The sequence below is a fragment of the Streptomyces sp. NPDC060027 genome (genome assembly GCF_042737005.1).
Taxonomy (GTDB): domain Bacteria; phylum Actinomycetota; class Actinomycetes; order Streptomycetales; family Streptomycetaceae; genus Streptomyces.
The window spans coordinates 35,900-60,386 of sequence record NZ_JBHWVI010000006.1 but is presented as its reverse complement, the minus strand read 5'-3'; the positions used below and the strand labels follow the sequence as shown (position 1 = coordinate 60,386).

At 71.5% G+C, this 24,487-nt stretch carries 23 protein-coding genes; 11 read left to right on the top strand and 12 right to left on the bottom strand.

Going from position 1 to position 24,487, the window contains the following annotated elements; translation table 11 throughout:
- Position 1: 1 nt before the first annotated feature.
- Both ACFWBT_RS03085 and ACFWBT_RS03080 read right to left on the bottom strand, forming a co-directional pair.
- Positions 2 to 1,240, bottom strand: coding sequence for an ROK family protein (locus tag ACFWBT_RS03085; RefSeq protein WP_385695114.1), 1,239 nt, complete (start codon positions 1,238 to 1,240; stop codon positions 2 to 4).
- 139 nt (positions 1,241 to 1,379) lie between these two features.
- On the bottom strand, positions 1,380 to 2,039 hold the full coding sequence (locus ACFWBT_RS03080) for an alpha-ketoglutarate-dependent dioxygenase AlkB family protein (RefSeq protein ID WP_385695191.1): 660 nt from the start codon (positions 2,037 to 2,039) through the stop codon (positions 1,380 to 1,382).
- A 71-nt stretch (positions 2,040 to 2,110) separates the two neighbouring features.
- Here ACFWBT_RS03080 and ACFWBT_RS03075 point away from each other — a divergent pair, with 71 nt between their 5' ends.
- Positions 2,111 to 3,253 carry a methyltransferase gene (locus ACFWBT_RS03075; RefSeq protein WP_385695112.1) on the top strand — a complete coding sequence of 381 codons (1,143 nt, stop codon included), beginning with the start codon at positions 2,111 to 2,113 and terminating at the stop codon, positions 3,251 to 3,253.
- Here the strand turns inward: ACFWBT_RS03075 and ACFWBT_RS03070 are convergent.
- Positions 3,243 to 3,632: a helix-turn-helix transcriptional regulator gene (locus ACFWBT_RS03070; RefSeq protein ID WP_385695111.1), complete on the bottom strand. Its 390-nt coding sequence runs from the start codon at positions 3,630 to 3,632 to the stop codon at positions 3,243 to 3,245. The two genes, ACFWBT_RS03075 and ACFWBT_RS03070, sit on opposite strands and share 11 nt — an antisense overlap.
- 70 nt (positions 3,633 to 3,702) lie before the next feature.
- Between ACFWBT_RS03070 and ACFWBT_RS03065 the strand changes: the two genes are divergently transcribed.
- The 3 genes from ACFWBT_RS03065 (at position 3,703) to ACFWBT_RS03055 (ending at position 6,435) form a co-directional block, all read left to right on the top strand.
- On the top strand, positions 3,703 to 4,515 hold the full coding sequence (locus tag ACFWBT_RS03065; RefSeq protein WP_385695108.1) for a phytanoyl-CoA dioxygenase family protein: 813 nt from the start codon (positions 3,703 to 3,705) through the stop codon (positions 4,513 to 4,515).
- Positions 4,512 to 4,820 (top strand): hypothetical protein, encoded by a 309-nt coding sequence (locus ACFWBT_RS03060; protein WP_385695106.1) that lies wholly within the window; start codon positions 4,512 to 4,514, stop codon positions 4,818 to 4,820. Before ACFWBT_RS03065 ends, ACFWBT_RS03060 begins: the two co-directional genes overlap by 4 nt.
- A 217-nt stretch (positions 4,821 to 5,037) precedes the next feature.
- Positions 5,038 to 6,435 carry an FAD-dependent oxidoreductase gene (locus ACFWBT_RS03055; RefSeq protein WP_385695103.1) on the top strand — a complete coding sequence of 466 codons (1,398 nt, stop codon included), beginning with the start codon at positions 5,038 to 5,040 and terminating at the stop codon, positions 6,433 to 6,435.
- A gap of 145 nt (positions 6,436 to 6,580) precedes the next feature.
- Here ACFWBT_RS03055 and ACFWBT_RS03050 read toward each other — a convergent pair whose 3' ends face one another.
- The 3 genes from ACFWBT_RS03050 to ACFWBT_RS03040 all read right to left on the bottom strand — a co-directional run bounded on the left by ACFWBT_RS03050 (position 6,581) and on the right by ACFWBT_RS03040 (position 10,231).
- A complete protein-coding gene (locus ACFWBT_RS03050; protein ID WP_385695102.1) occupies positions 6,581 to 7,813 on the bottom strand; it encodes an MAB_1171c family putative transporter in 1,233 nt (410 codons plus the stop codon).
- Between the two features lie 651 nt (positions 7,814 to 8,464).
- The gene (locus ACFWBT_RS03045; protein ID WP_385695100.1) at positions 8,465 to 9,316 is read right to left on the bottom strand and encodes a ketose-bisphosphate aldolase; all 852 of its coding nucleotides are present in this window, start codon (positions 9,314 to 9,316) and stop codon (positions 8,465 to 8,467) included.
- Between the two features lie 33 nt (positions 9,317 to 9,349).
- The gene (locus ACFWBT_RS03040) at positions 9,350 to 10,231 is read right to left on the bottom strand and encodes an SIS domain-containing protein (RefSeq protein ID WP_385695098.1); all 882 of its coding nucleotides are present in this window, start codon (positions 10,229 to 10,231) and stop codon (positions 9,350 to 9,352) included.
- 122 nt (positions 10,232 to 10,353) lie between these two features.
- Between ACFWBT_RS03040 and ACFWBT_RS03035 the strand changes: the two genes are divergently transcribed.
- The gene (locus tag ACFWBT_RS03035; RefSeq protein WP_385695096.1) at positions 10,354 to 11,133 is read left to right on the top strand and encodes a DeoR/GlpR family DNA-binding transcription regulator; all 780 of its coding nucleotides are present in this window, start codon (positions 10,354 to 10,356) and stop codon (positions 11,131 to 11,133) included.
- Positions 11,134 to 11,603: 470 nt separating this feature from the next.
- Here the strand turns inward: ACFWBT_RS03035 and ACFWBT_RS03030 are convergent, their stop codons facing one another.
- A complete protein-coding gene (locus ACFWBT_RS03030; RefSeq protein ID WP_385695094.1) occupies positions 11,604 to 12,719 on the bottom strand; it encodes a GNAT family N-acetyltransferase in 1,116 nt (371 codons plus the stop codon).
- A gap of 470 nt (positions 12,720 to 13,189) precedes the next feature.
- Here ACFWBT_RS03030 and ACFWBT_RS03025 point away from each other — a divergent pair, with 470 nt between their 5' ends.
- The 3 genes from ACFWBT_RS03025 to ACFWBT_RS03015 all read left to right on the top strand — a co-directional run bounded on the left by ACFWBT_RS03025 (position 13,190) and on the right by ACFWBT_RS03015 (position 16,982).
- On the top strand, positions 13,190 to 14,635 hold the full coding sequence (locus ACFWBT_RS03025) for a glyceraldehyde-3-phosphate dehydrogenase (protein ID WP_385695091.1): 1,446 nt from the start codon (positions 13,190 to 13,192) through the stop codon (positions 14,633 to 14,635).
- Positions 14,636 to 14,896: 261 nt separating this feature from the next.
- On the top strand, positions 14,897 to 16,099 hold the full coding sequence (locus tag ACFWBT_RS03020; protein WP_385695088.1) for an MFS transporter: 1,203 nt from the start codon (positions 14,897 to 14,899) through the stop codon (positions 16,097 to 16,099).
- A 124-nt stretch (positions 16,100 to 16,223) separates the two neighbouring features.
- Positions 16,224 to 16,982 carry a maleylpyruvate isomerase family mycothiol-dependent enzyme gene (locus ACFWBT_RS03015; RefSeq protein WP_385695085.1) on the top strand — a complete coding sequence of 253 codons (759 nt, stop codon included), beginning with the start codon at positions 16,224 to 16,226 and terminating at the stop codon, positions 16,980 to 16,982.
- 255 nt (positions 16,983 to 17,237) lie between these two features.
- Here ACFWBT_RS03015 and ACFWBT_RS03010 read toward each other — a convergent pair whose 3' ends face one another.
- Positions 17,238 to 17,651, bottom strand: a complete 414-nt coding sequence (locus ACFWBT_RS03010) for a MarR family winged helix-turn-helix transcriptional regulator (protein WP_385695082.1) — start codon at positions 17,649 to 17,651, stop codon at positions 17,238 to 17,240.
- A gap of 85 nt (positions 17,652 to 17,736) precedes the next feature.
- On the opposite strand from ACFWBT_RS03010, the gene ACFWBT_RS03005 reads away from it, so the two are divergent.
- Together ACFWBT_RS03005 and ACFWBT_RS03000 are read left to right on the top strand one after the other, a co-directional pair.
- A complete protein-coding gene (locus ACFWBT_RS03005) occupies positions 17,737 to 19,224 on the top strand; it encodes an MFS transporter (RefSeq protein ID WP_385695081.1) in 1,488 nt (495 codons plus the stop codon).
- 68 nt (positions 19,225 to 19,292) lie between these two features.
- On the top strand, positions 19,293 to 19,625 hold the full coding sequence (locus ACFWBT_RS03000; protein WP_385695079.1) for a DUF6332 family protein: 333 nt from the start codon (positions 19,293 to 19,295) through the stop codon (positions 19,623 to 19,625).
- Here the strand turns inward: ACFWBT_RS03000 and ACFWBT_RS02995 are convergent.
- From ACFWBT_RS02995 to ACFWBT_RS02985, 3 genes are all read right to left on the bottom strand, one after another.
- On the bottom strand, positions 19,586 to 20,251 hold the full coding sequence (locus ACFWBT_RS02995; RefSeq protein ID WP_385695076.1) for a response regulator: 666 nt from the start codon (positions 20,249 to 20,251) through the stop codon (positions 19,586 to 19,588). The genes ACFWBT_RS03000 and ACFWBT_RS02995 overlap by 40 nt on opposite strands.
- The gene (locus ACFWBT_RS02990; protein ID WP_385695073.1) at positions 20,248 to 21,483 is read right to left on the bottom strand and encodes a sensor histidine kinase; all 1,236 of its coding nucleotides are present in this window, start codon (positions 21,481 to 21,483) and stop codon (positions 20,248 to 20,250) included. The genes ACFWBT_RS02995 and ACFWBT_RS02990 overlap by 4 nt, the downstream gene beginning before the upstream one ends.
- Positions 21,484 to 21,628: 145 nt before the next feature.
- Positions 21,629 to 22,357, bottom strand: coding sequence for a TetR/AcrR family transcriptional regulator (locus ACFWBT_RS02985; RefSeq protein ID WP_385695071.1), 729 nt, complete (start codon positions 22,355 to 22,357; stop codon positions 21,629 to 21,631).
- A gap of 227 nt (positions 22,358 to 22,584) precedes the next feature.
- On the opposite strand from ACFWBT_RS02985, the gene ACFWBT_RS02980 reads away from it, so the two are divergent.
- Positions 22,585 to 23,034: a nitroreductase family deazaflavin-dependent oxidoreductase gene (locus tag ACFWBT_RS02980; RefSeq protein WP_385695068.1), complete on the top strand. Its 450-nt coding sequence runs from the start codon at positions 22,585 to 22,587 to the stop codon at positions 23,032 to 23,034.
- 186 nt (positions 23,035 to 23,220) lie between these two features.
- Here ACFWBT_RS02980 and ACFWBT_RS02975 read toward each other — a convergent pair whose 3' ends face one another.
- On the bottom strand, positions 23,221 to 24,486 hold the full coding sequence (locus ACFWBT_RS02975; protein ID WP_385695065.1) for a geranylgeranyl reductase family protein: 1,266 nt from the start codon (positions 24,484 to 24,486) through the stop codon (positions 23,221 to 23,223).
- Between the last annotated feature and the right edge of the window lies 1 nt (position 24,487).

Sequence of the window (24,487 nt, the reverse complement as noted above, 5' to 3'; positions counted from 1 at the left end):
GTCAGACGGGCAGCGCCGTCAACGGATCGTCCAGCACCGGCTGCCACGCCAACTCGGCAGCCCCGACCAGGCTGTTGTGGTCCAGGGTGCACGCGAGGATCGGCACCCCGCCGCTCCGTCCCCACAGGCTGCGGTCGGCGACCACGGCACGCAGCCGGTCCGGGTCGGCGTCCAGCAGGGCGCGGTGCAGTCCGCCGAGGATGATGCGGTCCGGATTGAGGATGTTGACGAGGCCGGCGAGGCCGAGGCCGAGGCGGTCGATCAGCGCCTCGATGGCCGTACGGACGGACGGATCGGCGTACTCGTCGCGGATCAGCTCGTTGGCCTGCTGGAGCAGCGACATCTCGGGGCCCGGGGCGCGGCCGGCCGCGGTGAGGAAGGCCAGCGGGTCCGCCTCGACGTCGAGACAGCCCCGGCTGCCGCAGTAGCAGGGGCGGCCCTCGGGATTGACGGTGAGGTGGCCGACTTCGAGGGCGAGCCCGGAACTGCCCGTGTGCAGGCGCCCGTCGAGCACCAGCGCGCCGCCGACGCCACGGTGTCCGGTGGCCACGCAGAGCAGGTCGCGGGCGCCCCGGCCCGCTCCGTGCCGGTGCTCGGCGAGGGCGGCGAGGTTGACGTCGTTGCCGGCGAACGCGGGCCCCTCGATACCGGCCGCGCGCACCCGCTCGGCGAAAATCTGCTCGACGGGGGCGCCCGCGGGCCAGGCCAGGTGCAGGGGGTTGAGGGCCAGCCCCTCGGGTTCGGCGACCGCGGAGGGGACGGCGAGCCCGGCGCCCACACAGCGGCGCCCGGTCGCGCGGAGCAGTTCGGCGCCGGCGTCGACGACGGAGCCGAGGACCTTGGCCGGATCGGCGTCGACGGTCTCGCAGCCGGGCGCGGTCGCGACGATCCGGCCGCCGAGGCCGACCAGCGCGGCGCGGAACCCGTCGGCGTGCACCTGCGCGGCCAGCGCGACGGGCCCGTCCTCGGCGACCTCCAGCCGGTGCGAGGGGCGTCCTTGGGAACCGGCGGCGGCACCGGGCCGGGCGTCGACCCGGATCAGTCCCAGCGCCTCCAGCTCGGCGGCCACCGCGCCCGCGGTCGCGCGGGTGACTCCCAGCTCGGCGGTGAGCACGGCACGTGTCGGCGCGCGCCCGGTGTGCACGAGCTCCAGCGCCGGTCCGAGCGCTCCGCGCCCCCGGTCGAGCCGTGTCCGCGTGTTCCCATCCCCCGCCGTCCGGGGGCCCGCCTTGCCGTTCATGAGGGCGAGTCTCCCATGATCCGCTCCCGCGGGGCCCGTCCGGTCCCGGCGGCCCCGGCGAGGAGACACGCGGGCTCGGGACCTGGCTGTCGGATCGCACCCGGGCGCTGCGGCCCGAGGCGCCCCGACCCGACAGGTCCTAGAAGCCGCCGGCCCGGAGCGTGACGTTCAGCCGCCCGGCCAGTCCCAACTCCGGGGGCGCCGTGCCCCCGTACACCCTCGGTACCCCGTGATACGCGAGCCGTGACACGCCGCCGAACACGAAGAGATCGCCGCTGCGCAGCTCGACGTCGGTGTACGGCCGTGTCCGGGACTCCGTGTTCCCGAAGCGGAAGACGCAGGTGTCGCCCAGGCTCAACGACACCACCGGGGCGTCGGACGATTCGTCGCTGTCGCGGTGCATGCCCATGCGGGCTTCGGCGTCGTAGAAGTTGATCAGTGCGATGTCGTACGTGGCGGGGTCGTCCGTGCCGAGGGCGTCGGCGCCGAGGGTGTCCGCGACCGCCTCCCGGGCCAGGTCGCCGAGCAGATCGGGGAAGGGCTTCACCGGGGAACCGTCGCCGTCGACCACCGTGCGGGCGTAGCCGTACGGGTACCAGTGCCAGCCCAGACAGACCTGCCGGGACGTCATCGTGCCGCCGCCGGAGGTGCGGACCGTGCGCAGGCCCGCCGGCGGGCGGGCCCAGACCCGGCAGGCCTCCAGAAGCCGCCGCTGACGGTCCGCGTCCAGCCAGTCCGGGAGGTGCACCGCGCCGGGCGCGATCTCCGTCCGGCCGCGGGGGAACAGCTCCGCGTCCATCGACATGCCCCCATCCTCGCGCACCCGGGCCGCTCCGCGTCGCATAGCCTGGACCCACGATGAACGACCGTATGACCACACCCTGGGGCGATTACGAGCTCGCCCGTTTTCCCGAGGACCCTCGCGAGCGGCTGCGCGCCTGGGACGCCGCCGACACCTATCTGCTGCAGCACCTCGCGGAGAGCGACATCTCCCTGACGGGTTCGGTCGTGATCGTCGGCGACCGGTGGGGCGCGCTCGCCACGGCGCTGTCGTCGCGGCGGCCGACACAGATCACCGACTCCCTGCTGGCGCAGGAGGCGACCCGCGCGAACCTGGCGCGGGCCGGTGTCGAGGAGTCGGCGGTCCGGCTCCTGACGACCCAGGACCCGCCTCCCGGGCGGATCGACGTGCTGATCGTGCGGGTGCCGAAGAGCCTCGCCCTGCTCGAAGATCAGCTGCACCGGCTGGCGCCCGGCGTGCACGAGGGCACGGTCGTGGTCGGCACCGGGATGGTCAAGGAGATCCATACCTCGACGCTGCACCTCTTCGAGCGGATCCTCGGTCCGACCCGCACCTCGCTGGCCGAGAAGAAGGCGCGGCTGATCTTCTGCACCCCGCTCCAGGGGATCGCCCGGAGATCCAACCCCTGGCCGTACAGCTACGAGCTCCCTGACGGCGTCGGCGTGGTGTCCGGCCGCACGGTCGTCAACCACGCGGGCGTCTTCTGCGCCGACCGCCTCGACATCGGCACCCGCTTCTTCCTCCAGCACCTGCCGAGCAGCCGGGGCGCCGAGCGGATCGTGGACCTGGGCTGCGGCAACGGCGTGGTCGGTACGGCGATGGCGCTGGCCAATCCCGACGCCGAGGTGCTGTTCGCCGACGAGTCGTACCAGGCGGTGGCCTCGGCGGAGGCGACCTACCGGACGAACGCCGACGGGGTCGCCGAGTTCCGTGTCGCCGACGGACTGGCGGGCGTCCCCGCCGGGAGCGTCGACCTCGTCCTGAACAATCCGCCGTTCCACTCCCACCAGGCGACGACGGACACGACCGCCTGGCGGATGTTCTCGGACGCGCGGCGCGCGCTGCGGCCGGGCGGCGAGCTGTGGGTGATCGGCAATCGCCACCTGGGCTACCACCTGAAGCTGCGCCGGCTCTTCGGCAACAGCGAACTGGTCGCGGGTGACGCCAAGTTCGTGATTCTGCGGGCCGTGAAGAAGGACGTCAGCCCGTAGCCCCGCGCAGCACGCGGGGCGGGGCGCCCAGTTCTCGCCTGCAGGCCTTGTTGAAGGCCTGCAGGTCGGGGATGCCGACCGAGGCCGCCACGGCCGGGATGGACAGGGTCGAGGCGCGGAGCAGGTGGTGGGCGCGCTCCAGTCTGCGGCGGCGGATGTAGGCCACGACCGTGGTGCCGGGCGGTACGAGGCTGACGCGTCCGGGACGGATCAGGTGCGCCGTGCCGTCGACGGTCAGCTCGGCGTCGTACTGGTAGAGGTGCAGCTGCCACAGTTCCGGCAGCCGGAAGACGTCCGTCTCGCTCGCGACCCCGTGCACGCCGACTCCGGCGCCGGCCACCTCCGGCGGCTCGCCGAGGTGCAGGCGCGTCTCACGCATGGTGAGAAATTACCAGTGATGGTGAATGGGGCCAACGCGCCGCGGCGGGCGCCGCTCCTACGGTGGGGCCATGACCGACGCCAGGCTTCTGAGTTCGGTGCGCATGGCGTACTTCGTGGCTCACGGCTCGTTGCGGCTGGACGCCGTGGTGCCGCCCGACATGAACGCCGAGGGCATGGAGGTGCTCCGCGAGGGCCTGCCCGCCGTGCCGTACGGCACGCCTGTCCCGGAGGCCTACCCCGCGGGCTCGTTCGTCCGCCGCCTCATCGAACTCCCGCTGGTGGCTGGTGCGTTGCGGAGACTGGTCGGCCCCGGGCCCGCCGTCGACCACCACGCGGTCCACATCCGCGAGCCGCACCAGGGGCAGGCCCAGCCGCTGCACGGTGACGCGATCATCGATGTGCGCACCGACGCCTTCGACGTCCAGCTGATGTACTACCCGCACGACGTCACCCTCGACATGGGCGGCACCCTCAGCGTTCCCGGCAGCCATCTGCGCCGCACCAACGAGTCGGACACCGGCCGCTACCAGAACCTGCGCGGGCAGAGCCGGCTCGTCTGCCCCGCAGGGACCGTGGTGTTTCTGCACCATGGCCTGTGGCACGGTGGGCGGCGCAACGACAGCGACACCGCGCGCTACATGTTCAAGATCCGCTTCAACCCGGCGGTGCGACAGCGACGACTGTGGGACACCTCGGACCTCGCCGATCCGGGCGTCGCCGAGGAACTCGCCACCCCGTTCCCCTGGTACGAGCCCGCCACCGGCCGCCTGGAGGTCTACAACCGCGCCCTGCTGTGGCGCGCGCTCACCGGGGACGACTCCTTCGACCTGGACCACTGGGTGACCCGGGTCTCCAACCGCCCCGAGGGGAAGCTGACATGACGGACCGTCAACAGATTCTCGTTCTCTATCTGGCCACCTCGGCGCTGGACGCGGACGTGGTGGGCTGGTCGCTCTACGACGGCACCGGCCGCACCTCCCCCACGACCGGCGACAGCGACGAGCCTCCGTACGCCTCGGGCGTGCACGCCCTGCGGGACGGCTGGCGGCTGTTCCAGGCGACCCAGCTGATCCCGCCGTATCCGGGGCACGAGTACGACGTGTCGTTCCTCAAGCACGAGTTCTTCTTCGAGAGGCTGGTCGACGCCGGGAGCGAGCCCGGGAGTGAGACGACCCCCGTTCCGTGACGTCCGGCGGCACGAGCTCCGGCGGCGTGCCTTCCGGCGGCGGGCAAACCCCTTTTGCCGCCTGCTCGCCGGACCGACTCACGGGGGAGGTCCGGTGGCTCGTGGACACCCCTGGTAGTCGCCGGCAGACAGCATCGGCACACTTTCTGATCTCCCGTATGCGCCCACGTGTACGAACGTAGAGTGTGGGCGCCTGTCCATGACAACTGGGGGAACCATGTCGCGCCGTGCTGTCGTCATCGGTGGGAGCGTGGCCGGCTTGCTCGCCGCCGCGGCTCTTTCCCGGTCCATGGACGAGGTGACCGTCCTGGAGCGCGACGAGCTCCGCGACGGGCCGCAGCCGCGCAGGCGGATTCCGCAGGCACGGCACGCTCACGTCCTCCTGCCCAGCGGCCGCGACGCCATCCAGGAGCTGCTGCCCGGAGTCGACGTACGCGAGCGCCTGGTCGCCTCGGGAGCTCACGAACAGTCCCTCACCGACATCCTGGGCTTCGGCCCGCAGGGCTGGTTCCGGCGCTGGCCGCCCGTCGTCGACGAGTTGCTGCTCACCCTGTGCAGCCGCGACCTGCTCGACTGGACCGTCCGTGAGGCCGTCCTCGGCACCACCTCGGTCACGGTCCGCCGGGGCGAGGCGGTGTCCCTCCTGGGAACGGCCCAGCGCGTCACCGGCGTACGCGTCCTCGCCGACGGCACCGAGGAGGATCTGCGGGCCGATCTCGTCGTCGACGCGAGCGGACGGGGATCACGTGTCGAGCACTGGCTCGAGTCGCTCGGCGTGACGGACATACCCACCGACGAGGTCGACTCGGGTCTCGTCTACGCCAGCCGCGTCTTCCGCGTTCCGCCGGGCGCGGAGCACTTCCCGCTGACCCAGGTCGAGGCGGAACCCGTCCGCTCCCGGCCGGGGCGTTCCGGGAATCTGGTGCCCATCGAGGGCGGCCGCTGGCTGGTCAGCCTGGCGGGTACCCGCGGCGGTGAACCCAGCGCCGATCCCGAGGAGTTCACCCGCTTCGCGCTCGGCCTGCGCCACGCCCTCATCGGGCAGCTCATCTCCGGTGCCGAGCCGCTCGGCGAAGTGTCCCTCAGCCGCAGCACCCGCAACAGGCGCCGCGACTTCGAGAAGGCGGCCATGCCCGAGGGCCTGGTGGTGCTGGGTGACGCCGTCGCCACCTACAACCCCGTCTACGGGCAGGGCATGTCCGTCGCGGCCCTGGGCGCCCTGGCTCTGAGCCGGCGGTTGCAGCAGGACGATGTCACCGCTCCGGGGTTCGCCCGCGGGGTCCAGCGGGCGGCCGCCAAGTCCGTCTCGGCCGCGTACACCCTGAGCACCTCCCAGGACCAGTGGTTCCCGGAGGTCATCGGCAAGGCTCCGACGCTCACCGACCGGCTCCTCAGCCGCTACATGGGCCGGATGGCACGCGTGGCGACCACCTCCTACCCCGTGTCCGCGGCGATGTGCTCGGTCATCACGCTCCAGGCCGACGCGAGCCGTCTCGTACACCCCAAGCTGCTGCTCGCCACTCTGAGAGGGCCCGTCATGGAGCCCCTGTCCGGGCCGCCGCTGACCCCTGAGGAGAGCGGCTTCCTCGACGCCCTGGGCCCCGCCCCCGTGTGACGGTCGACGCCCGCGCCCCGTACCCGGATGACGGCGTCCGCGCAACGGGCGCGGGTCAAGGGTCCTCGCTCCGGTCACGGGTCCCGAACAGGGCGGTCGGTCGGGCCGGCCGATGAGCCGATACGTAGGTCAACGCGGGCTCGGGTCAGGAGAGCTGGCGCACCGTGGTTCTCCTCGATTGGATCGCGGCGTCCACGATGGGGGTCCGCACCGCCCGGGACAGACTCAGCAATGACGGCTGACCCGTGTCCAACGACCGCGAACCGGCGGCGGGACGTCGCACGCACGCGCTGACGGAGACCACCACGTCGACGTCCCCGACCGAGATGCCGATGGTGCCGGTATCCGCGACGGGGGACGGAGCCTCGGCGAGAGCGGCCACGGCGACCATCGCGGCCAGCCCGATCACCTCGGCGTCCGCCGCACAGGACCCGGCGGCGAGCGCCTCCCGGTAGGCGCGGCGCCGCACCTGGTCGTCGAGTTGTCCGGCCAGTCGCTTGAGGCCGTCCCGGATGGCCGTTTCCCGCGTGGTGAGCTGCAGTTCGACGTCGCCGATCGTCCGCCACGACAGAGCCGTGACGCAGCGCCGACGGCTGCTGGGCCCCGCCAGCAGACAGAACAGCGGACGCAGGCGCACGAACGTGACGGCGGAATCGATGCGCGGACCGATGAGGGGAAGGATGTAGCCGGCCGAGGCGAGGCAGGAGCCGACGGCCACGAGCGGTGCGACGCTGGTGCTCAGACCGTCCCAGCTGTGCCCGAGCCAGTGGGCGGTCAGCGCGACGGCCTTGACGACGCTGTAGGCGCTGGTGAACAGCCAGCCCACCACGAGCAGGGCCAGCGACCCACGCGTCCAGCGCTTGACCTTCCGTGTCCAGCGCCAGCACAGCAGGGTCGTCGTCACCGCTGCCACCATGTGCGCCACCAGGTACAGCACGATCATCTCTCGGATGAACGGAGTCGAGGCGTAGTAGGTGTCGAAGTCGGCCCGGCGCTCGACCGGCGCGTCGCCCAGCGTGAACAGGACGCCCTCGGCTGCGATCACTCCCAGGTAGCTGAACAGCCATGCCCGGGAGGTGCGTCGGACCCGGACGGGGTCGCTGCCCCGCCAGTGCACGATGAGGATGAGGGACGCCGCGCCGAAGGCGGTCACCGCGCCGTACGTCAGGGGCGCTGCCACATTCGGTATGCCCGTGACGCTGTTGACCAGGGCGACGGTGGGCGGCGCGCCGAGTACGAAGCAGAGCCCCGACAGGAGGATGACGGCGCAGAAGGACCGCTTCAGCGGGTCTCTCCAGTGGCGACGCAGGTCGGGCAGTTGGGCGGCGAGTCCCATCCAGAGGATGGCCGCGGCCAGGTAGTAGATCAGTCCGTTCACATCGGGCCCAGGGGCGACCGGCGGCACACGTCTCGATGCGCGCCGGTTCGCGGACCGGTCGCGGACAGCCCGATGTTCGCCAGGGCGCACGGGTTCGAGCCGCGCACCGATGTGCTGGTTCCGGCCAGAAGTTGACCGCTCAAGGCCTCCTCCGTTCCGCGCCCGGTCCAGCGCCGGCTCTGCCCCGAAAACACCGCCAACCCCTGCTCTCCGCGTCAAAGAGGCATACGGACGCCTGCCCGAGTGGCTTGGGGGCCGATGTCTCGCCCGCGAGCCTGCCGTGCCCTTTCGGCCTTCTCATACTTGTTCACCCTAGCCACCTTGTCACCCACTCGAACTGCCGTGGGTGCAAAAGCACATGCGTCAGGAGCGGCTCCGGATGGAGCCGGCTCCGGCAGTGTGGCCGCTTTGGCCCGTGTATCAGGCTGTAGAGGCAGGTATGCGAAGGGCGGATCGGTGCGGCAGGAGGAGCAACGCCGTCGAACGGCCCGCGACGAAGCGGAGGTTCACGGGTTTCGCGGACGGGAGCGGTCCCCGTCATCCGCGGCGGAGGTCCGGCCGGCTGTTCGCCGGGCGGGAGCCGGACCAGGGGCGACCGGTCGGCTCCACGGCTACCGGGTCGGCTCCGCGACTACGAAGCGGAGTCGACGCTCACCCCTGGAGCACGCCGATGAGTCCCGCCACCGTTCGTGCCATCGCCTCCCGTCCCACGCTGAGGTATTTCCGTGAGTCCACGGCTTCGGGGCGGGCCGCGAGGAACTCCCGGATGGCGCCCGTCATCGCGATGTTCAGCGCGGTGCCGACGTTGACCTTGGCGATACCGCCTTCGACGGCCGCCCGGAGCTCGTCGTCCGGGACCCCGGAGGAACCGTGCAGGACGAGAGGGACACCGACGGACGCGGCCAGGCGTTTGAGCAGGCCGTGGTCGAGGGCGGCGGTCCGGGTGGTCATCGCGTGCGAGCTGCCGATCGCCACGGCCAGCGCGTCCACGCCGGAGTCGGCCACGAAGGCGCGGGCCTCGCTGGGGTCGGTGCGAGCGCCGGGCGCGTGCGCGTCCCGCGGCGGTTCACCGTCCTTGCCGCCGACCTCGCCCAACTCGGCCTCGATCCAGAGACCTTGGGCATGAGACCAGTCGGCTGCGGCGCGGGTCGAGGCGAGGTTCTCCTGGTACGGCAGGCGCGACGCGTCGTACATGACGGAGCTGAACCCGGCACCCGGCGCCTGCCGGAGCAGGTCGTCGCTCTGGACATGGTCGAGGTGCAACGCGACGGGCACCGAGGCCCGTTCGGCGGCGGCGGTCGCGGCACGGGCCAGCGGGAGCAGCCGGCCGTAGCGGAACTTGACCACGTTCTCGCTGACTTGGAGCACGACGGGCGCGCCGGCGGACTCCGCCCCCGCGATGACGGCCTCGACGTGCTCCAGGGTGATGACATTGAACGCGGCGACGGCGGTCCGCGCCAGGGCGGCCCGGGCGACCAGCTCACCGGTTGCTGCGAGGGGCACAACTCCTCCTTCTCCGTGGGTGGTCGGGCCGGTTCAGTCGCCGAGGATCACGGAGCGGGTGAGGTGGCGCGGCTGATCGGGGTCCAGGCCGCGTGCCGCGGCGACGGCGACGGCGAGGCGCTGGGCGCGGACGAGTTCGGCGAGCGGGTCGAGGCCGCCGTCCACCCACAGTCCGCCGGTCCGCCGGACCTGTTCGGCCAGCCCCTCGGGTGCCTCGCCGAGCATCCAGGTGGCCGTGCCGTGGGTGGTGATGCTGATGGGGCCGTGCCGGTACTCCATCGCCGGGTAGGCCTCGGTCCAGGCGAGGGACGCCTCCCGCATCTTGAGCCCGGCCTCGTTGGCGAGGCCGACGCTCCACCCGCGGCCGAGGAAGGTGAACTGCGCGCAGCCGACGAGCTCTTCGGGCAGCGGGGTGTCGAGCGCGGTGCGCGCGTCGGCGACGACGGCGTCACTGTGCAGTCCGAGGTGGGCCCGGAGCAGGGTGAGCGCGGTGGTCGCGAAGCGGGTCTGCACGACGGACCGCTCGTCGGCGAAGTCGAGCACGACGACGTCGTCGGCGGACTCCATCACGGGCGTGTGCGGATCGGCGGTGACGGCGGTCGTACGGGTGTGTCCGCGCAGTCGCCCGAGGAGTTCGAGCACTTCGGTGGTCGTGCCGGAGCGGGTCAGGGCGACCACGCGATCGTAGGAGCGGCCGGCGGGGAACTCCGAGGCGGCGAAGGCGTCCGTCTCACCCTGCCCGGACTGTTCGCGCAGTACGGCCGCGGCCTGCGCCATGAAGAACGAGGTGCCGCACCCCACGATCGCGACACGTTCCCCCGCCGCGGGCAGCGCGGCTCCGTGCACCGCCGCCTCCTGCGCGGCGCGGACCCAGCACTCGGGCTGGCTGCTCAGCTCGTCCTCGACATGCGTCATGCCGTACCCCTCCCACGAATGCTCGTTCTTGCAAGATATAGCGAAGTTTCGAGCACAATCAAGCATCTGAGCGGAGGTGGGGTGCGCTAGGGTCGCGGAAGATCGAGGACTGGAGGGTGCGGATGTCGCGCGACGCCCGTTGGAAGGCGCTGCTGGAACTGCTCGTGGAGCGGGGCCGCCTGGATGTCGAGGAAGCGGCGACGCGGCTGGAGGTCTCGGCGGCGACGATCAGGCGCGACTTCGACCAGCTCGCCGAGCAGCAGATGCTCGTGCGCACCCGGGGCGGCGCGGTCGTGCACGGCGTCTCCTACGAACTGCCGCTGCGCTACAAGACCGCCCGCCACGCCTCGGAGAAGCAGCGCATCGCGAAGGCGGTGGCCGACCTCATCGCGCCCGGCGAGGCGGTGGGCCTGACGGGCGGCACCACGACGACCGAGGTGGCCCGCGCCCTGGCCGTACGCCCGGATCTGGCCTCGGGCTCCCCCGCCCTGACCGTCGTCACGAACGCGCTGAACATCGCGAACGAACTCGCCGTGCGTCCCCAGTTCAAGATCGTGGTGACCGGCGGGGTCGCACGGCCGCAGTCCTACGAGCTCATCGGGCCGCTCGCGGACGGCGTGCTCGGGCAGATCACCCTGGATGTCGCGGTGCTCGGCGTGGTCGCGTTCGACGCCACGCACGGCGCCGCCGCCCACGACGAGGCGGAGGCCGCGATCAACCGCCTCCTGTGCGAGCGGGCCGAGCGCGTGATCGTCGCCGCCGACTCCAGCAAGCTGGGACAGCGCGCGTTCGCCCGTATCTGCGCGGCCGAGTCGGTGGGCACGCTCGTCACGGACGTGGCGGCGGGGCCGGAGACGATCGGGCGGTTCGAGGAGGCGGGGATCGAGGTCATCACCGTATGACAGCGAGACCGTCGCCCGACTTCGAGGCCATCGCCGTATGACACCGAGACCATCGCCCGACTTCGATGCCATCGCCGTATGACACCGAGACCATCGCCCGACTTCGATGCCATCGCCGTATGACACCGAGACCATCGCCCGGCTTCGATGCCATCGGCTGACTTCGGGGCCATCGCCCGCGCTCGTCATGGGCGTGCGGTTCCGCCCGCGCTCTTCCCCGGGGCCGACCTGACACCGGGGCACGACCTCGACCTGGTGCGGACGCCCGCCGGCCCCTCTCCGCCCGCAAGCTGCCCGCGCCCGAGGGCCGGAGGTCAGCGAGCGGCACCGAACCGGGCCGCACAGCCGCGCCCGCTCATCGGGCGCGGCCGCCCTGCAGGCGCGACCGGTCCGGAGGCGCGCCCGAGGGCCGCCTCGCTGTGCCGTCCGGCCTCGAAGACTCCCGCCCCCGGGGTTGCCGCGCCGCCCGGTCAGCGTGCCCCGGGTCCCACTCCCCCGGCTTGCGCGCGGTGCGACGCGCGCAGCGTGCCGACGGTCTTGAGGAGGCGGTCGGCCGGGTCACGCAGCGTCGGATGGGCGAGGACCGTGTTCCGCAGCCCGCGCACGGGCCTGCGCCAGAGCCGGTGGGCCGCCGCCACCGGATGGGGGCGGGCCACGAACCCTTCGCCCACGCGCAGTTCGCGGGTCTTGAGCCAGTCCTTGTACTCCTTGTCCCCGCGCCCCAGATCCAGCAGGCTCACACCGTGCCGACCGGCCGCCTCGGCGGTCCGCAGGTGCATCATCAGCCCGGGCGAGTAGCGCTGGAACTCGGGGTCGTACGCGGTGAACCAGGCCGCGAGCACCGTGCGCGAGCGGGGTCCGAAGTGGGCGGCGACCGGCCGGTCCCCGGCGTAGAGCACGGACAGCACGCCGGTGAAGTGCTCCTCGCGGACATCGAACAGGTGGTTCACCAGATCGACGATCCAGGGCCGCGCGAAGCGGTCCATGCGTCCCGTCCTGCGGTACTGGGCGGACTTCCACCGCATGAGCGTGCGCAGCATCCGCGGATCGCGCTCGTCGAAGACGAACCGCACCTCGCCCACATCACGCGCGAGCCGCCGTTCCTTCTTCAGGGTCGTCTTCGCCTGCCCCGGGTAGGCGCCGCGCAGCCACTCCGGGTAGCCGCTGTCCCCGGGCTTCAGGTCGATGACCGGGGAGGCGAACGTTCCCGTCACATAGCGTCCGAACGGCTTCTGCTCCTCGACGAGATGGTCGAACTCGAAGATGGACATCCCGCAGGCTCGCAGCACTTCCGGCGGGTCCCAGGTGACCCCGGGTCTGTGCACCAGTGCCTGGCAGTCCGAGAGTCCGAGGCCGATGGCTCTGCCGACGCCGAAGACATTGCGCTCGTACGGCAGGAAACCGACGGGCTCCCCGTCCTCGCGCAGGACCGCGACCTGCGCACCGCTCCGGTATCTGCCGACCCCCGTCGCGAACTCCGGCGCCAGGAACGGATTGGCGTACTCGGGCGACTCGTCCATCGCCCGGTGCCAGGCCTCGCGCAGCGGGACGCTCAAGCCGTCGAGTCTGTGGATCGTGATCTCCACCTCAGATCAACCACCCTTCCGTGGGCGCTGCGAGGAACGTACCGGTCACAGCACAGGCCAGTAGGGCGTGTGGATCCTTGCTGTTGGATCGCATGGGCGACAGCTCCCCCCATGACGCGCTGTCCGCGTCCTGCCACTTTTCTGATTTCCGCCGTCCCGCGCCGCGCATGGACTCGTCTCCCGGTCGAGCACCGAGATCCGAGCCATTCGGCGGGGGCTCAAACGTCGCGAAACAGCACGCACGCTGTCAAGGGTGCGTACTGCAACGAATGAGTCCAGGTCGGAAGACAGAGGCTTTGTCGTACTGGTGGACGCACCGTGAGCCCGACAGCGAGCCCCATGGAGGGTCGGAATCCGGGGCCGCGAACGGCCCCCGCCGACGCCGCCTTCCGTGCGAGTGGACACCACGTGAACGATCGGAACGACGGCCGGTTAGCATATGAGCGCCACCTAGCTCGAAAGATGATTCTGTGACTGTCAACGACGACGCGTTCACCAACTGGAAGACCCGCGAAGAGATCGCGGAGTCGATGATCCCGATCATCGGGAGGCTGCACCGGGAGCAGGACGTCACGATCCTCCTGCACAGCCGCTCCCTGGTGAACAAGTCGGTGGTGAGCATTCTCAAGACCCACCGCTTCGCCCGGCAGATCGCCGGCGAGGAGCTCTCGGTCACCGACACACTGCCGTTCCTGCGGGCGCTCACCACGCTCGACCTCGGCCCGTCCCAGATCGACCTCGGCATGCTCGCCGCGACGTACCGGGCCGACGACCGCGGGCTGTCGGTCGAGGAGTTCACCGCCCTGTCCGTCGCCGGTGCCACGGGCGAGAACAAGATCGAGCGCCGCGAGGGACGCGACGTCGTCCTGTACGGCTTCGGTCGCATCGGCCGCCTCATCGCCCGCCTGCTCATCGAGAAGACGGGTTCCGGCAACGGCCTGCGGCTGCGCGCCATCGTCGTACGCCAGGGCGGCGACCAGGACATCGTCAAGCGCGCCTCGCTGCTGCGCCGCGACTCCATCCACGGGCAGTTCCAGGGCACGATCACCGTCGACGAGGCGAACAGCACGATCATCGCCAACGGCAACGAGATCAAGGTCATCTACGCCGGCGACCCGTCCGAGGTCGACTACACGACGTACGGGATCAAGGACGCCATCCTTGTCGACAACACCGGCAAGTGGCGCGACCGCGAGGGCCTCTCGAACCACCTGCGCCCCGGCATCGACAAGGTCGTCCTGACCGCGCCGGGCAAGGGCGACGTCCCGAACATCGTGCACGGCGTCAACCACGACACGATCAAGCCGGACGAGCAGATCCTGTCCTGCGCCTCCTGCACCACCAACGCGATCGTGCCGCCGCTGAAGGCGATGGCGGAGGAGTACGGCGTTCTGCGCGGGCACGTGGAGACCGTCCACTCGTTCACCAACGACCAGAACCTGCTGGACAACTACCACAGCTCCGACCGCCGAGGCCGCTCCGCGCCGCTCAACATGGTCATCACCGAGACGGGTGCCGCCTCCGCGGTCGCCAAGGCGCTGCCCGACCTGAAGGCGCCCATCACCGGCAGCTCGATCCGCGTCCCGGTGCCGGACGTCTCGATCGCGATCCTCAGCCTGCGCCTGGGCCGCGAGACCACCCGCGAGGAGGTCCTCGACTACCTCCGCAACGTCTCGCTGACCTCGCCGCTCAAGCGCCAGATCGACTTCATCAGCGCCCCCGACGCGGTGTCGAGCGACTTCATCGGCTCGCGTCACGCCTCGATCGTCGACGCCGGCGCCACCAAGGTCGACGGCGACAACGCGATCCTCTACCTCTGGTACGACAACGAGTTCGGCTACTCCTGCCAGGTCATCCGGGTCGTCCAGCACGTCTCCGGCGTGGAGTACCCGACGTACCCGGCTCCGGCGGTCTGAGCCGGAAGCTGCGCGTGGTTCGCCGTCCGGGCAGGTGGGACGGCGAACACCGGGCCGTTGTCGTCGGCATCGCCGAGGACGAGTAGCCATGCTCGCTCCGCCCGGGGCGACACAGGGAATTCCTCCCATCGGGGGTCCCGGTCGCCCCGTTCCTTCGTGGCGCCCCGTCCGGCGCGCTCCGACCCACCACCCCCTCGCTCCAGCGCGGCACCGCCCGACGCATCCCTTGCCCCGAGCCGGGCACCCGTCTAACGTGAGTTTGTGCCGCTAATAAACAAAACCAGCCCGCACAGCGTTGTGCCGGACCGCTCCCTCACCCGACTCCGCGTCGTCCTCACCGCGTTCTTCGCCCTCGACGGCTTCGTCTTCGCCGGCTGGGTCGTCCGCATCCCCGTCATCAAGCACCAGACCGGTGCCTCCGCCGGCGCTCTCGGCCTCGCCCTCCTCGGCGTCTCCGCCGGTGCCGTGATCACCATGATGCTCACGGGACGGCTCTGCCGACGGTTCGGCAGCCACCCGGTGACCGTGGCCTGCGGCGTGTTGCTGTCCCTGAGCGTCGTCCTGCCCCCGCTCACCCACTCGGTACCGGCCCTGGGCCTCGTCCTGCTGGTCTTCGGCGCCGCGTACGGCGGTATGAACGTCGCCGCGAACAGTGCGGCCGTCGACCTCGTGGCCGCGCTGCGGCGCCCGGTGATGCCCAGTTTCCACGCGGCGTACAGTCTGGGCGGCATGCTCGGGGCGGGGCTCGGGGGGCTGGTCGCCGCGCATCTGTCACCGACGCGCCATCTGTTCGGGATCGCCGTCCTCGGCCTGCTCGTGACCGCCGTCGCGGGACGCGCGCTGCTGCGGCAGGACGTCCCCGCGGCGCCGGACCGTCCACGGAGCGACGGGGGGCCGGCACCGGCGCGTCTCGACGGCCGTACCCGTGGACTGGTCGTCGTCTTCGGCCTGATCGCCCTGTGCACGGCGTACGGCGAAGGCGCGCTCGCGGACTGGGGCGCGCTCCACCTGGAGCAGGACCTTGACGCGCACCCGGGGATCGCCGCCGCCGGCTACTCGTGCTTCGCCCTCGCCATGACGATCGGCCGCCTCAGCGGGACGGCACTGCTCGAACGCCTCGGCCGGACCCGCACGTTGGTCGCGGGCGGCACGACGGCCGCGCTCGGCATGCTGCTCGGCTCGCTGGCGCCCTCCACCTGGGCCGCGCTGCTCGGCTTCGCCGTCACCGGGCTCGGCCTCGCCAACATCTTCCCCGTCGCGGTCGAGCGGGCCGGAGCGCTCGCCGGAGCGAGCGGGGTCGCCATCGCCTCCACCCTCGGGTACGGGGGCATGCTGCTCGGGCCGCCCGCGATCGGGTTCATGGCCGACTGGCACTCCCTGCCGACGGCGCTCACGAGCGTCGCGGCACTGGCGGCCGTGGCCGCCCTCATCGGATTCGCGACGCGCCGGGCCGCGGTGGGGTGAGAGGGCGTGGAGCCCCGGGCACTGCCACCGGTGGCTCCACAGAGATGCGCGGACGCTCTCCCCGCTCCACCACCCACTGCTCCCCCTGCTCCCCCGAGGGCCCCGCATCCGGCACACTCGCGGCATGGAGATTCCGGAGTTCGTGGAAACCCTGGACAGGGAAGGCCGGTTGCTGGTCGCGGCCGCCGAGTCGGCGGGTGTCGACGCCAAGGTCGCGACCTGTCCCGACTGGCAGGTCAGGGATCTGGTGCGGCACACGGGCATGGTCCACCGCTGGGCCACCGCGTTCGTCGCCGAGGGACACACCTCGTACCACCCCGACGGCGGACTGCCGGATCTCGACGGCGACGAGCTGCTGACCTGGTTCGGGGAGGGGCACCGGACGCTCGTGGACACCCTGGCGGGCGCCTCGCCGGACGTCCGGTGCTGGAGCTTCCTGCCGGCGCCCTCGCCGCTGGCCTTCTGGGCGCGCAGGCAGGCGCACGAGACCACCGTGCACCGGGTCGACGCCGAATCGGCGCTCGGCGGGGAGGCGGCCGCGATCCCACCGGGCTTCGCGGTCGACGGGATCGACGAGTTGCTGTGCGGGTTCCACGGGCGCTCGAAGAGCAGGGTGCGCACCGAGGAGCCTCGTGTGCTGCGGGTGCGTGCCACCGACCGCCCGGCCGCCGTGTGGACCGTACGGCTCTCGTCCCAGCCGCCGCTCAGCGAACGCGGGGAGCGCGCCCAGGTGGACGTCCACGCGGATGTGGACGGTGAGCTGGCGGGTCCGGCCGCGCAGCTCTACCTGGCGCTGTGGAACCGCGTGCCGTTCCCGAGCGTGACGGGGGACGCCTCGCTCGCCGACCTGTGGCGGGAGAAGTCCGGCATCACCTGGAGCTGATGCGCGAAGCCGGGCTCCGGGGCGCCCGGAGACGGCCGGCGCGCGGCTGGGGCGCCCGGAACGGACGGCCGTGGCCCCTCACGCAACTGGAACGAATCGCCGTGGCCCCTCGCGCGGCCGGAACGAACTGCCGTGGCCCCTCACGCATCCGGAACGCACGGCCGCGGCCCCTCGCGCGGCCCGAACGGACTGCCGAGGCCCCTGGCGCGGCCCGAACCGGGCACGCCGGGCGACCAGGCCGACGGGACCGCCCGGTCACTCGCAGGAGGCCGCCGGGCCGCCCGCCAGCATCCGTGTGAGGACCGCGCGCTGCAACGGCTTCACCTCGCCGTGCAGTTCACGCCCCTTCGACGTGATGCACACGCGCACACCCCGCCGGTCCTCCGCGCACATCCCGCGCGTCACGAGGCCGTCCTTCTCCAGGCGGCCGATCAGCCGGGACAGGGCGCTCTGGCTGAGGTGGACCCGCTCGGCGATCTCCTGGACACGGTAGGAGGGGCCGCCGTCCGTCGCGGTGCCCTCCGCCAGCACGTCGAGGACCTCGAAGTCGCTGGCGCCCAGCCCGTGTCGATGCAGCTCGCGATCGAGCTCACAGAGGGTGCGGGCGTGCACCGCGAGGATGTCGCGCCACTGGTCCACGAGCCCTTGCTCGGCATTCTTCGCCGCCATGCGCGCACCGTAGCAAAGAATCGACTTTGTTGCATCGGAATTAAATGCGCTTGCATTGAATGCATGTGCATGTACTGTCTGACGCATGACCTCTCCGCTCACCCACCCCGCGCCGCAGGGACGCTGGACCCCTCGCCTGTGGGGCACCCTGCTCGTGCTCTGCGCCGCGATGTTCCTGGACGCGCTGGACGTGTCGATGGTCGGCGTCGCGCTGCCGTCCATCGGCTCCGAACTCGACCTCTCCACCTCGACGCTCCAATGGATCGTCAGCGGCTACATCCTGGGTTACGGCGGGCTCCTCCTCCTCGGCGGACGCACCGCCGACCTGCTGGGCCGCCGCCAGGTCTTCCTGGTGGCCCTCGGAGTGTTCGCGCTCGCCTCGCTGCTCGGCGGGCTCGTCGACTCGGGCCCGCTGCTGATCGCCAGCCGTTTCATCAAGGGACTGAGCGCCGCGTTCACCGCGCCCGCGGGCCTGTCGATCATCACCACGACCTTCGCCGAGGGCCCGCTGCGCAACCGCGCGCTCTCGATCTACACCACGTGCGCGGCCACCGGCTTCTCCATGGGTCTGGTCCTGTCCGGTCTGCTGACCGAGGCGAGCTGGCGGCTGACCATGCTGCTTCCCGCGCCCATCGCCGTGGTCGCCCTGTTCGCGGGCCTGAAGCTCATCCCGCGCAGCGAGCGCGAGAAGGACCACCGCGGCTACGACATCCCGGGCGCCATCCTCGGCACCGCCTCGATGCTGTTGCTCGTCTTCACGGTCGTCCAAGCACCCGAGGCCGGCTGGGGATCGGCCCGCACGCTGCTGTCCTTCCTCGCCGTGGCCGTACTGCTCACCGTCTTCGTCGGCATCGAGCGACGCAGCCCGAGCCCGCTGATCCGGCTCGGCGTCCTGCGTTCCGGCAGCCAGATCCGGGCCCAGCTCGGCGCGATGGCGTTCTTCGGCTCGTACGTCGGATTCCAGTTCCTGGTGACGCTGTACATGCAGTCGCTGCTGGGCTGGTCGGCGCTGCACACCGCGCTCGCCTTCCTGCCGGCCGGCGCGCTGGTGGCGCTGTCGTCCACGAAGGTGGGGGCCGTCGTCGACCGGTTCGGTACGCCCCGGCTCATCGCGACGGGCTTCGCCCTGATGGTCGTCGGGTACGCGCTCTTCCTCCGCGTCGACCTGGACCCGGTCTACGCGGCGGTCATCCTGCCGACCATGCTGCTGATCGGCGCCGCGTGCGCCCTGGTCTTCCCGTCCCTCAACATCCAGGCGACCAACGGCGTCGACGACCACGAGCAGGGCATGGTCTCGGGCCTGCTCAACACCTCCGTGCAGGTCGGCGGCGCGATCTTCCTCGCGGTCGTGACGGCGGTCGTCACCGCGAACTCCTCCGAGGGCTCCTCGCCCCAGGACGTTCTCGACAGCTACCGGCCCGGCCTGATGGTGGTGACCGGCATCGCCTTCGTGGGCCTGCTCATCACTCTGCCCGGCCTGCGGACACGGCGCCCGAAGGAGTCCGTCGTCGTCGCCCGTTCCGACCTGAAGGTGACGGAGACGGAGTCGGAGCGTGTCGCCGTCCGCGACTAGGGGACGCCTCCGACACTTGCGCCCGGCGGGCCCTTGCCCCGCCGGGCGCAAGCCTGTTGGCTCGACGTATGAGCAACAACGGGGAGAGCAGCGACAGTTACCGGGCTCGCGCGCAGGGGACGCGCGCCCGGCGCACCCAGGCACAGCGGGACGCGGTCACGGTCGAGATCGGATACGCCTTGGCCAGCGCGGCGTTGGTCGCGGCGGTCGCCTTCGGGGTCGTCAGCGGGCCCGCGCTCTTCCTGGACCTGTCGCACGGCGCGGTACGGACGCTCGTCACCGCGGGGGCCGGCCTGGCCGCCGTCCTCTTCGCTCTAAGGGTGGCCACCGTACTGTTCCGCTTCCACGACAAGGCGGAGCCTCAGCCCAGCCAGCCCGGTCGCACCAAACCCGACTCATAGGCGAGCACGACCAGTTGGGCCCGGTCGCGGGCCCCGAGCTTCACCATCGTCCGGCTGACATGGGTCTTGGCCGTGAGCGGGCTGACGACCAGGCGGCGGGCGATCTCGTCGTTCGAGAGGCCGATGCCGACCAGGGCCATCACCTCCCTTTCCCGCTCGGTGAGTTCGGCGAGGGACGCGGCGGACTCGGGTTCCTTGGAACGGGCCGCGAACTCGGAGATCAGCCGGCGCGTCACCCCTGGCGAGAGCAGGGCGTCGCCCTCGACCACCGCCCGTACCGCCCGCAGCAGTTCCTCGGGCTCGGTGTCCTTGACCAGGAAGCCGGAAGCACCGGAACGGATGGCCTCGAAGACGTACTCGTCGAGCTCGAAGGTGGTGAGCATGACCACCTTGACGTCCTTCAAGTCCCCATCGCCGGTGATGCGGCGCGTGGCGGCCAGGCCGTCCACCAGCGGCATCCGGATGTCCATCAGGACGACGTCGGGGCGCAGTTCACGAACGGCGCGCACCGCTTCCTCGCCGTCGGCGGCCTCCCCGGCCACCTCGATGTCCGGCTGCGCGTCGAGCAGCGCCTTGAAGCCGGCCCTGACCAGTGACTGGTCGTCGGCGAGCAGTACGCGGATCACCGGTCCTCCTTGACCTTCCACGGCAGTACGGCCAGCACCCGGAACCCTCCGTCGTCGCGCGGACCCGCCTCGATCGTGCCACCCAGTGCCGCCGCCCGCTCCCGCATACCCGCGAGCCCGTTGCCGCTGCCGCCCGCGTCCGCGCCGGTGGCCGGCCCGTCGTCGTCGATCCGCAGTCGCAGCGCGCCCTCCGCGTGATCCAGCCGCACGCGCGCGCTGCGCGAACCCGAATGCCGTACGACGTTGGTGAGCGCCTCCTGGATGATGCGGAATGCGGCGAGATCCGTGCCGGGCGGCGGCGCCGGGACCTCGCCCTCGATCTCGACCGTCAGGCCGGCGCCCGCCGCCTGCTCGACCAGTTCGGGGAGCCGGTCGAGCCCCGGCGCGGGCGCGCGCGGCGCCTCACCCGGCGCGCGCAGCGTGTCGAGCACCTGGCGGACCTCGCCCAGCGCCTCCTTGCTGGCCGCCTTGATGGTGGTGAGCGCCGTACGCGCCTGCTCGGGGTCGGAGTCCAGCAGTGCCAGGCCGACGCCCGCCTGGACGTTGATCACCGAGATGCTGTGCGCCAGCACGTCGTGCAGTTCTCGGGCGATCCGCAGCCGCTCCTCGTCCGCGCGCCTCCGGGCGGCCTGCGCGCGCTCCGCGCGGTCGCGGGCCCACTGCTCACGGCGCACACGGACCAGTTCCGACAGCGCCAGCACCGCCACGACCCAGGTGGCGATGCCGATCTCCTGCATCCAGGAAGGGGGGCCGTCGCCCGTCGGGGGCAGTCCGCGGTACAGCAAGTGGGCCACCACGAGGTGCCCCGCCCACAGCAGGCCGACCGCCGTCCAGGCGGCCCGGCGGTGACCGGCGACCACGGCGCTGAAGCAGCCCACGGCGACAGGAAGGAAGACCGGACCGTACGGGTATCCCGCGGCCACATAGACCAGGGCGACGGCAGCGGTGCCGAACACGACGAACACGGGGTGTCGCTGTCGCCAGAGCAGCAGACCGGAGCCCACCACGAGGAGTGCCCTGGCGAAGAAGTCCAGGGCGAGCCGGTCGTCGTGCTGGGCGTGGGCCGCGAAGTTGGAGCCGAGGAGCACGAAGGCGGTCAGCAGCAGCGTGGAACGCCACGGCCAGCGCGCGCGGCGCTCCTCGTCGTTCCAGCGGTTCCACCCGGGCGGCCCGTGCCACCGCCGCGGTGGACCGCCCCACGTCGGACCCGCGGGCGTGTGCTGCTCTTCCATGACCGTCACGCTAGACGGACGGACACGGCGGCGGCGTCCGCCGGGCGAGGTGATCACCCGTACTCCCCGCGGAGTACGGCGTCGGCGCCCCGGCTCTACGCCGGAGGTGAACCCGGGCCCACGCCGGAGGTGAGTCTGGACCTACCTACGACGAAGGCGTTCCACCGGCGGTCGCGCCCGGCTCCGGATGGACGAGCCCCACGTCGTGCGCGAGCCGGCCCACGGCATGCCGGAAGAAGGGTTCACGGTCCTCCACGACCCGGTTGAACTGGCCGAACAGCTCGAATCCGATCAACCCGTAGAGCTGTGCCCACGCGGCCACCAACGCCACGATCACCTCGGGCGGCAGATCGGGCGCGAGATCGGCGGAGATCCGCCGCGCCTCGGTCTTCAGTTCGGCGGGCAGTGGTGTGCGGGCCACGCCCTTGCCCCGGTACGCGTCCCGGACGATGCCGATCAGGAGCAGGCCGACCCGGGAGGCGGCCGGAACCGTCTCCTGCGGCGCCGTGTACCCGGGGACCGGGGAACCGTAGATGAGCGCGTACTCGTGCGGATGCCCCAGCGCCCAGCGCCGCGCCGCCACGCACACGGTGATCCAGCGCTCCCGGGAGCCGGCGGCGGCCACCTCGGCGTGCGCCGACTCGGCCGCCTCGCCCAGGGAGTCGTAGGCGTCGATGATGAGCGCGGTCAACAGGTCGTCCCTGCTGGGGAAGTACCTGTACAGCGCGGACGAGACCATCCCGAGCTCACGGGCCACGGCCCGCAGGGAGAGCTTGGCGGCGCCCTCCTCGGCGAGCTGTCTGCGCGCCTCTTCCTTGATGGCGGCGGTGACCTCGATCCTGGCTCGGGCACGTGCCCCTCGCGCGGTACTCATGGGCAGCAGTGTCCCACGATTCCAGAGCGGTGCACACAAAGGTGAGCGGTGATCCGAATATGGATCAGTGCTCCACTATGCGATCAGCGCCCACTGAAGAGAGCGATGCTCAAAAACGAGAGCAGCGCTCTTGCATTGGATCACCGATCTGATGCAGACTCTTCTCAAGCGAGAGCGGTGCTCACAAAAGAGATCGGCGCTCTCATCACAGATCTCGAGGGGTCACCGTGTCGACACACGTCCAGAAGCCGGGCTGGTTCACCGTCAACGTCTTCAACCGTGCCGTGGCCTGGATCACCAGGCGCGGCATCAGCGTCTGGGGGTCGCGCATCCTGGCCGTCCGGGGCCGCAAGAGCGGCGAGTGGCGTACGACGCCGGTCAATCTGCTCGTCGTGGACGGCGAGCAGTACCTCGTGGCCCCTCGCGGACATGTCCAGTGGACGCACAACATGCGGGTGGCCGGCACCGGCGAGCTGCGCCTCGGCAAGAAGGTCGACACCTTCACCGCCGTCGAGGTCGCCGACGACGACAAGGTCTCGCTGCTGCGCGCCTACCTCAAGCGCTGGAAGGCCGAGGTCGGGGTGTTCTTCGGCGGCGTCGGCCCCGACTCGTCCGACGAGGAGCTGCGGCGCATCGCTCCCGACCACCCGGTCTTCCGGATCACGGTCACGAGCTGACGACCGCCACCGCCGCCGCTCCTCATCCCGCGGCGGCCCCACGGTCGAGGGCGGTCGACGATCGAGGACGGTTGAGGATCGAGGACGATCGACGGTCGAAGGCGGTCGAGGATCGAGGGTGGCCCACGATCGAAAGTGGCCGACGGTCGAGCGCGGTCGACCGCGGCCACCTCCCGTGCTGCTCGCCTACTGCTGTTCGCCCTGCTCGCCCTCCGCCGCCTGCGGACCGCGGTCGATCGCGGTCAGGGCGCGTCCGACCATCGGGTGGGAGCGGATGATCTCGCCCAACGTGGTGGAGCCGCGGGTGATCCCCGTGAAGGCCTTCCACACCGGACGCAAGCCGGTGAGTCCCGCGTGGAACATGCCGGGACGACGCTCGAAGGCCGCGAGCAGGCGCTTGCCGACGCTCATCTCGACACCGAGCCCCGCCTTGATCGCGAAGGCGTAGTTCAGAGCCTGTCGGCGGGCGTCCACCCCGTCGTGCGCCTCGGCGATCCGGACGGCCCACTCGCCCGCCAGCCGCCCGGAGCGCAACGCGAACGAGATGCCCTCCCGGGTCCAGGGTTCGAGCAGTCCCGCCGCGTCGCCGCAGACGAGCACCCGGCCGCGTGACAGCGGCGAGTCGTCGGCGCGGCAGCGCGTCAAGTGGCCGGAGGAGATGGCCGGTTCGAAGCCCGCGAGGCCGAGCCGGGCGATGAAGTCCTCCAAGTACCGCTTGGTGGCGGCGCCTTCACCGCGCGCGGAGATCACCCCGACGGTGAGCGTGTCCCCCTTCGGGAAGACCCACCCGTAACTGCCGGGCATCGGGCCCCAGTCGATCAGGACCCGCCCCTGCCAGTCCTCGGCGACCGTCTCCGGCACCGGGATCTCGGCCTCCAGACCGAGATCGACCTGGTCGAGCTTCACCCCGACGTGCGCTCCTATCCGGCTCGCACTGCCGTCCGCGCCGACCACCGCCCGCGCCAGCACGGTCTCGCCGCCCTGCAGGACCACGGCGACGGTGCGCCGGTCCGGCACCGCCGACCCGTGCTGCTCGACGCGCGAGACTGTGGCGCCCGTACGCAGCTCGGCGCCCGCCTTCTGCGCGAACTCGACGATCTGCTGGTCGAACTCCGGGCGGTTGATCAGCCCGAACAGCATGTGCCGGGACCGCCGGGTGCGGGCGAACTTGCCGTCCATCGAGAAGGTGACCGCGTGCACCCGGTCTCTGAACGGCAGTTCGAAGCCGGGTGGCAGGGCGTCGCGCGAGGGGCCGATGATGCCACCGCCGCATGTTTTGTAGCGGGGCAGTTCGGCTTTCTCCAGCAGCAGGACGCTGCGTCCCGCGACCGCTGCCGCGTAGGCGGCCGAAGCGCCCGCCGGCCCCGCGCCGACGACCACGACGTCCCACACCTGCTGCCCGTCGTCCGCCGTACGTCGCCCGTCGTCCGCCGAAGAGTTCTCGCTGCTCACG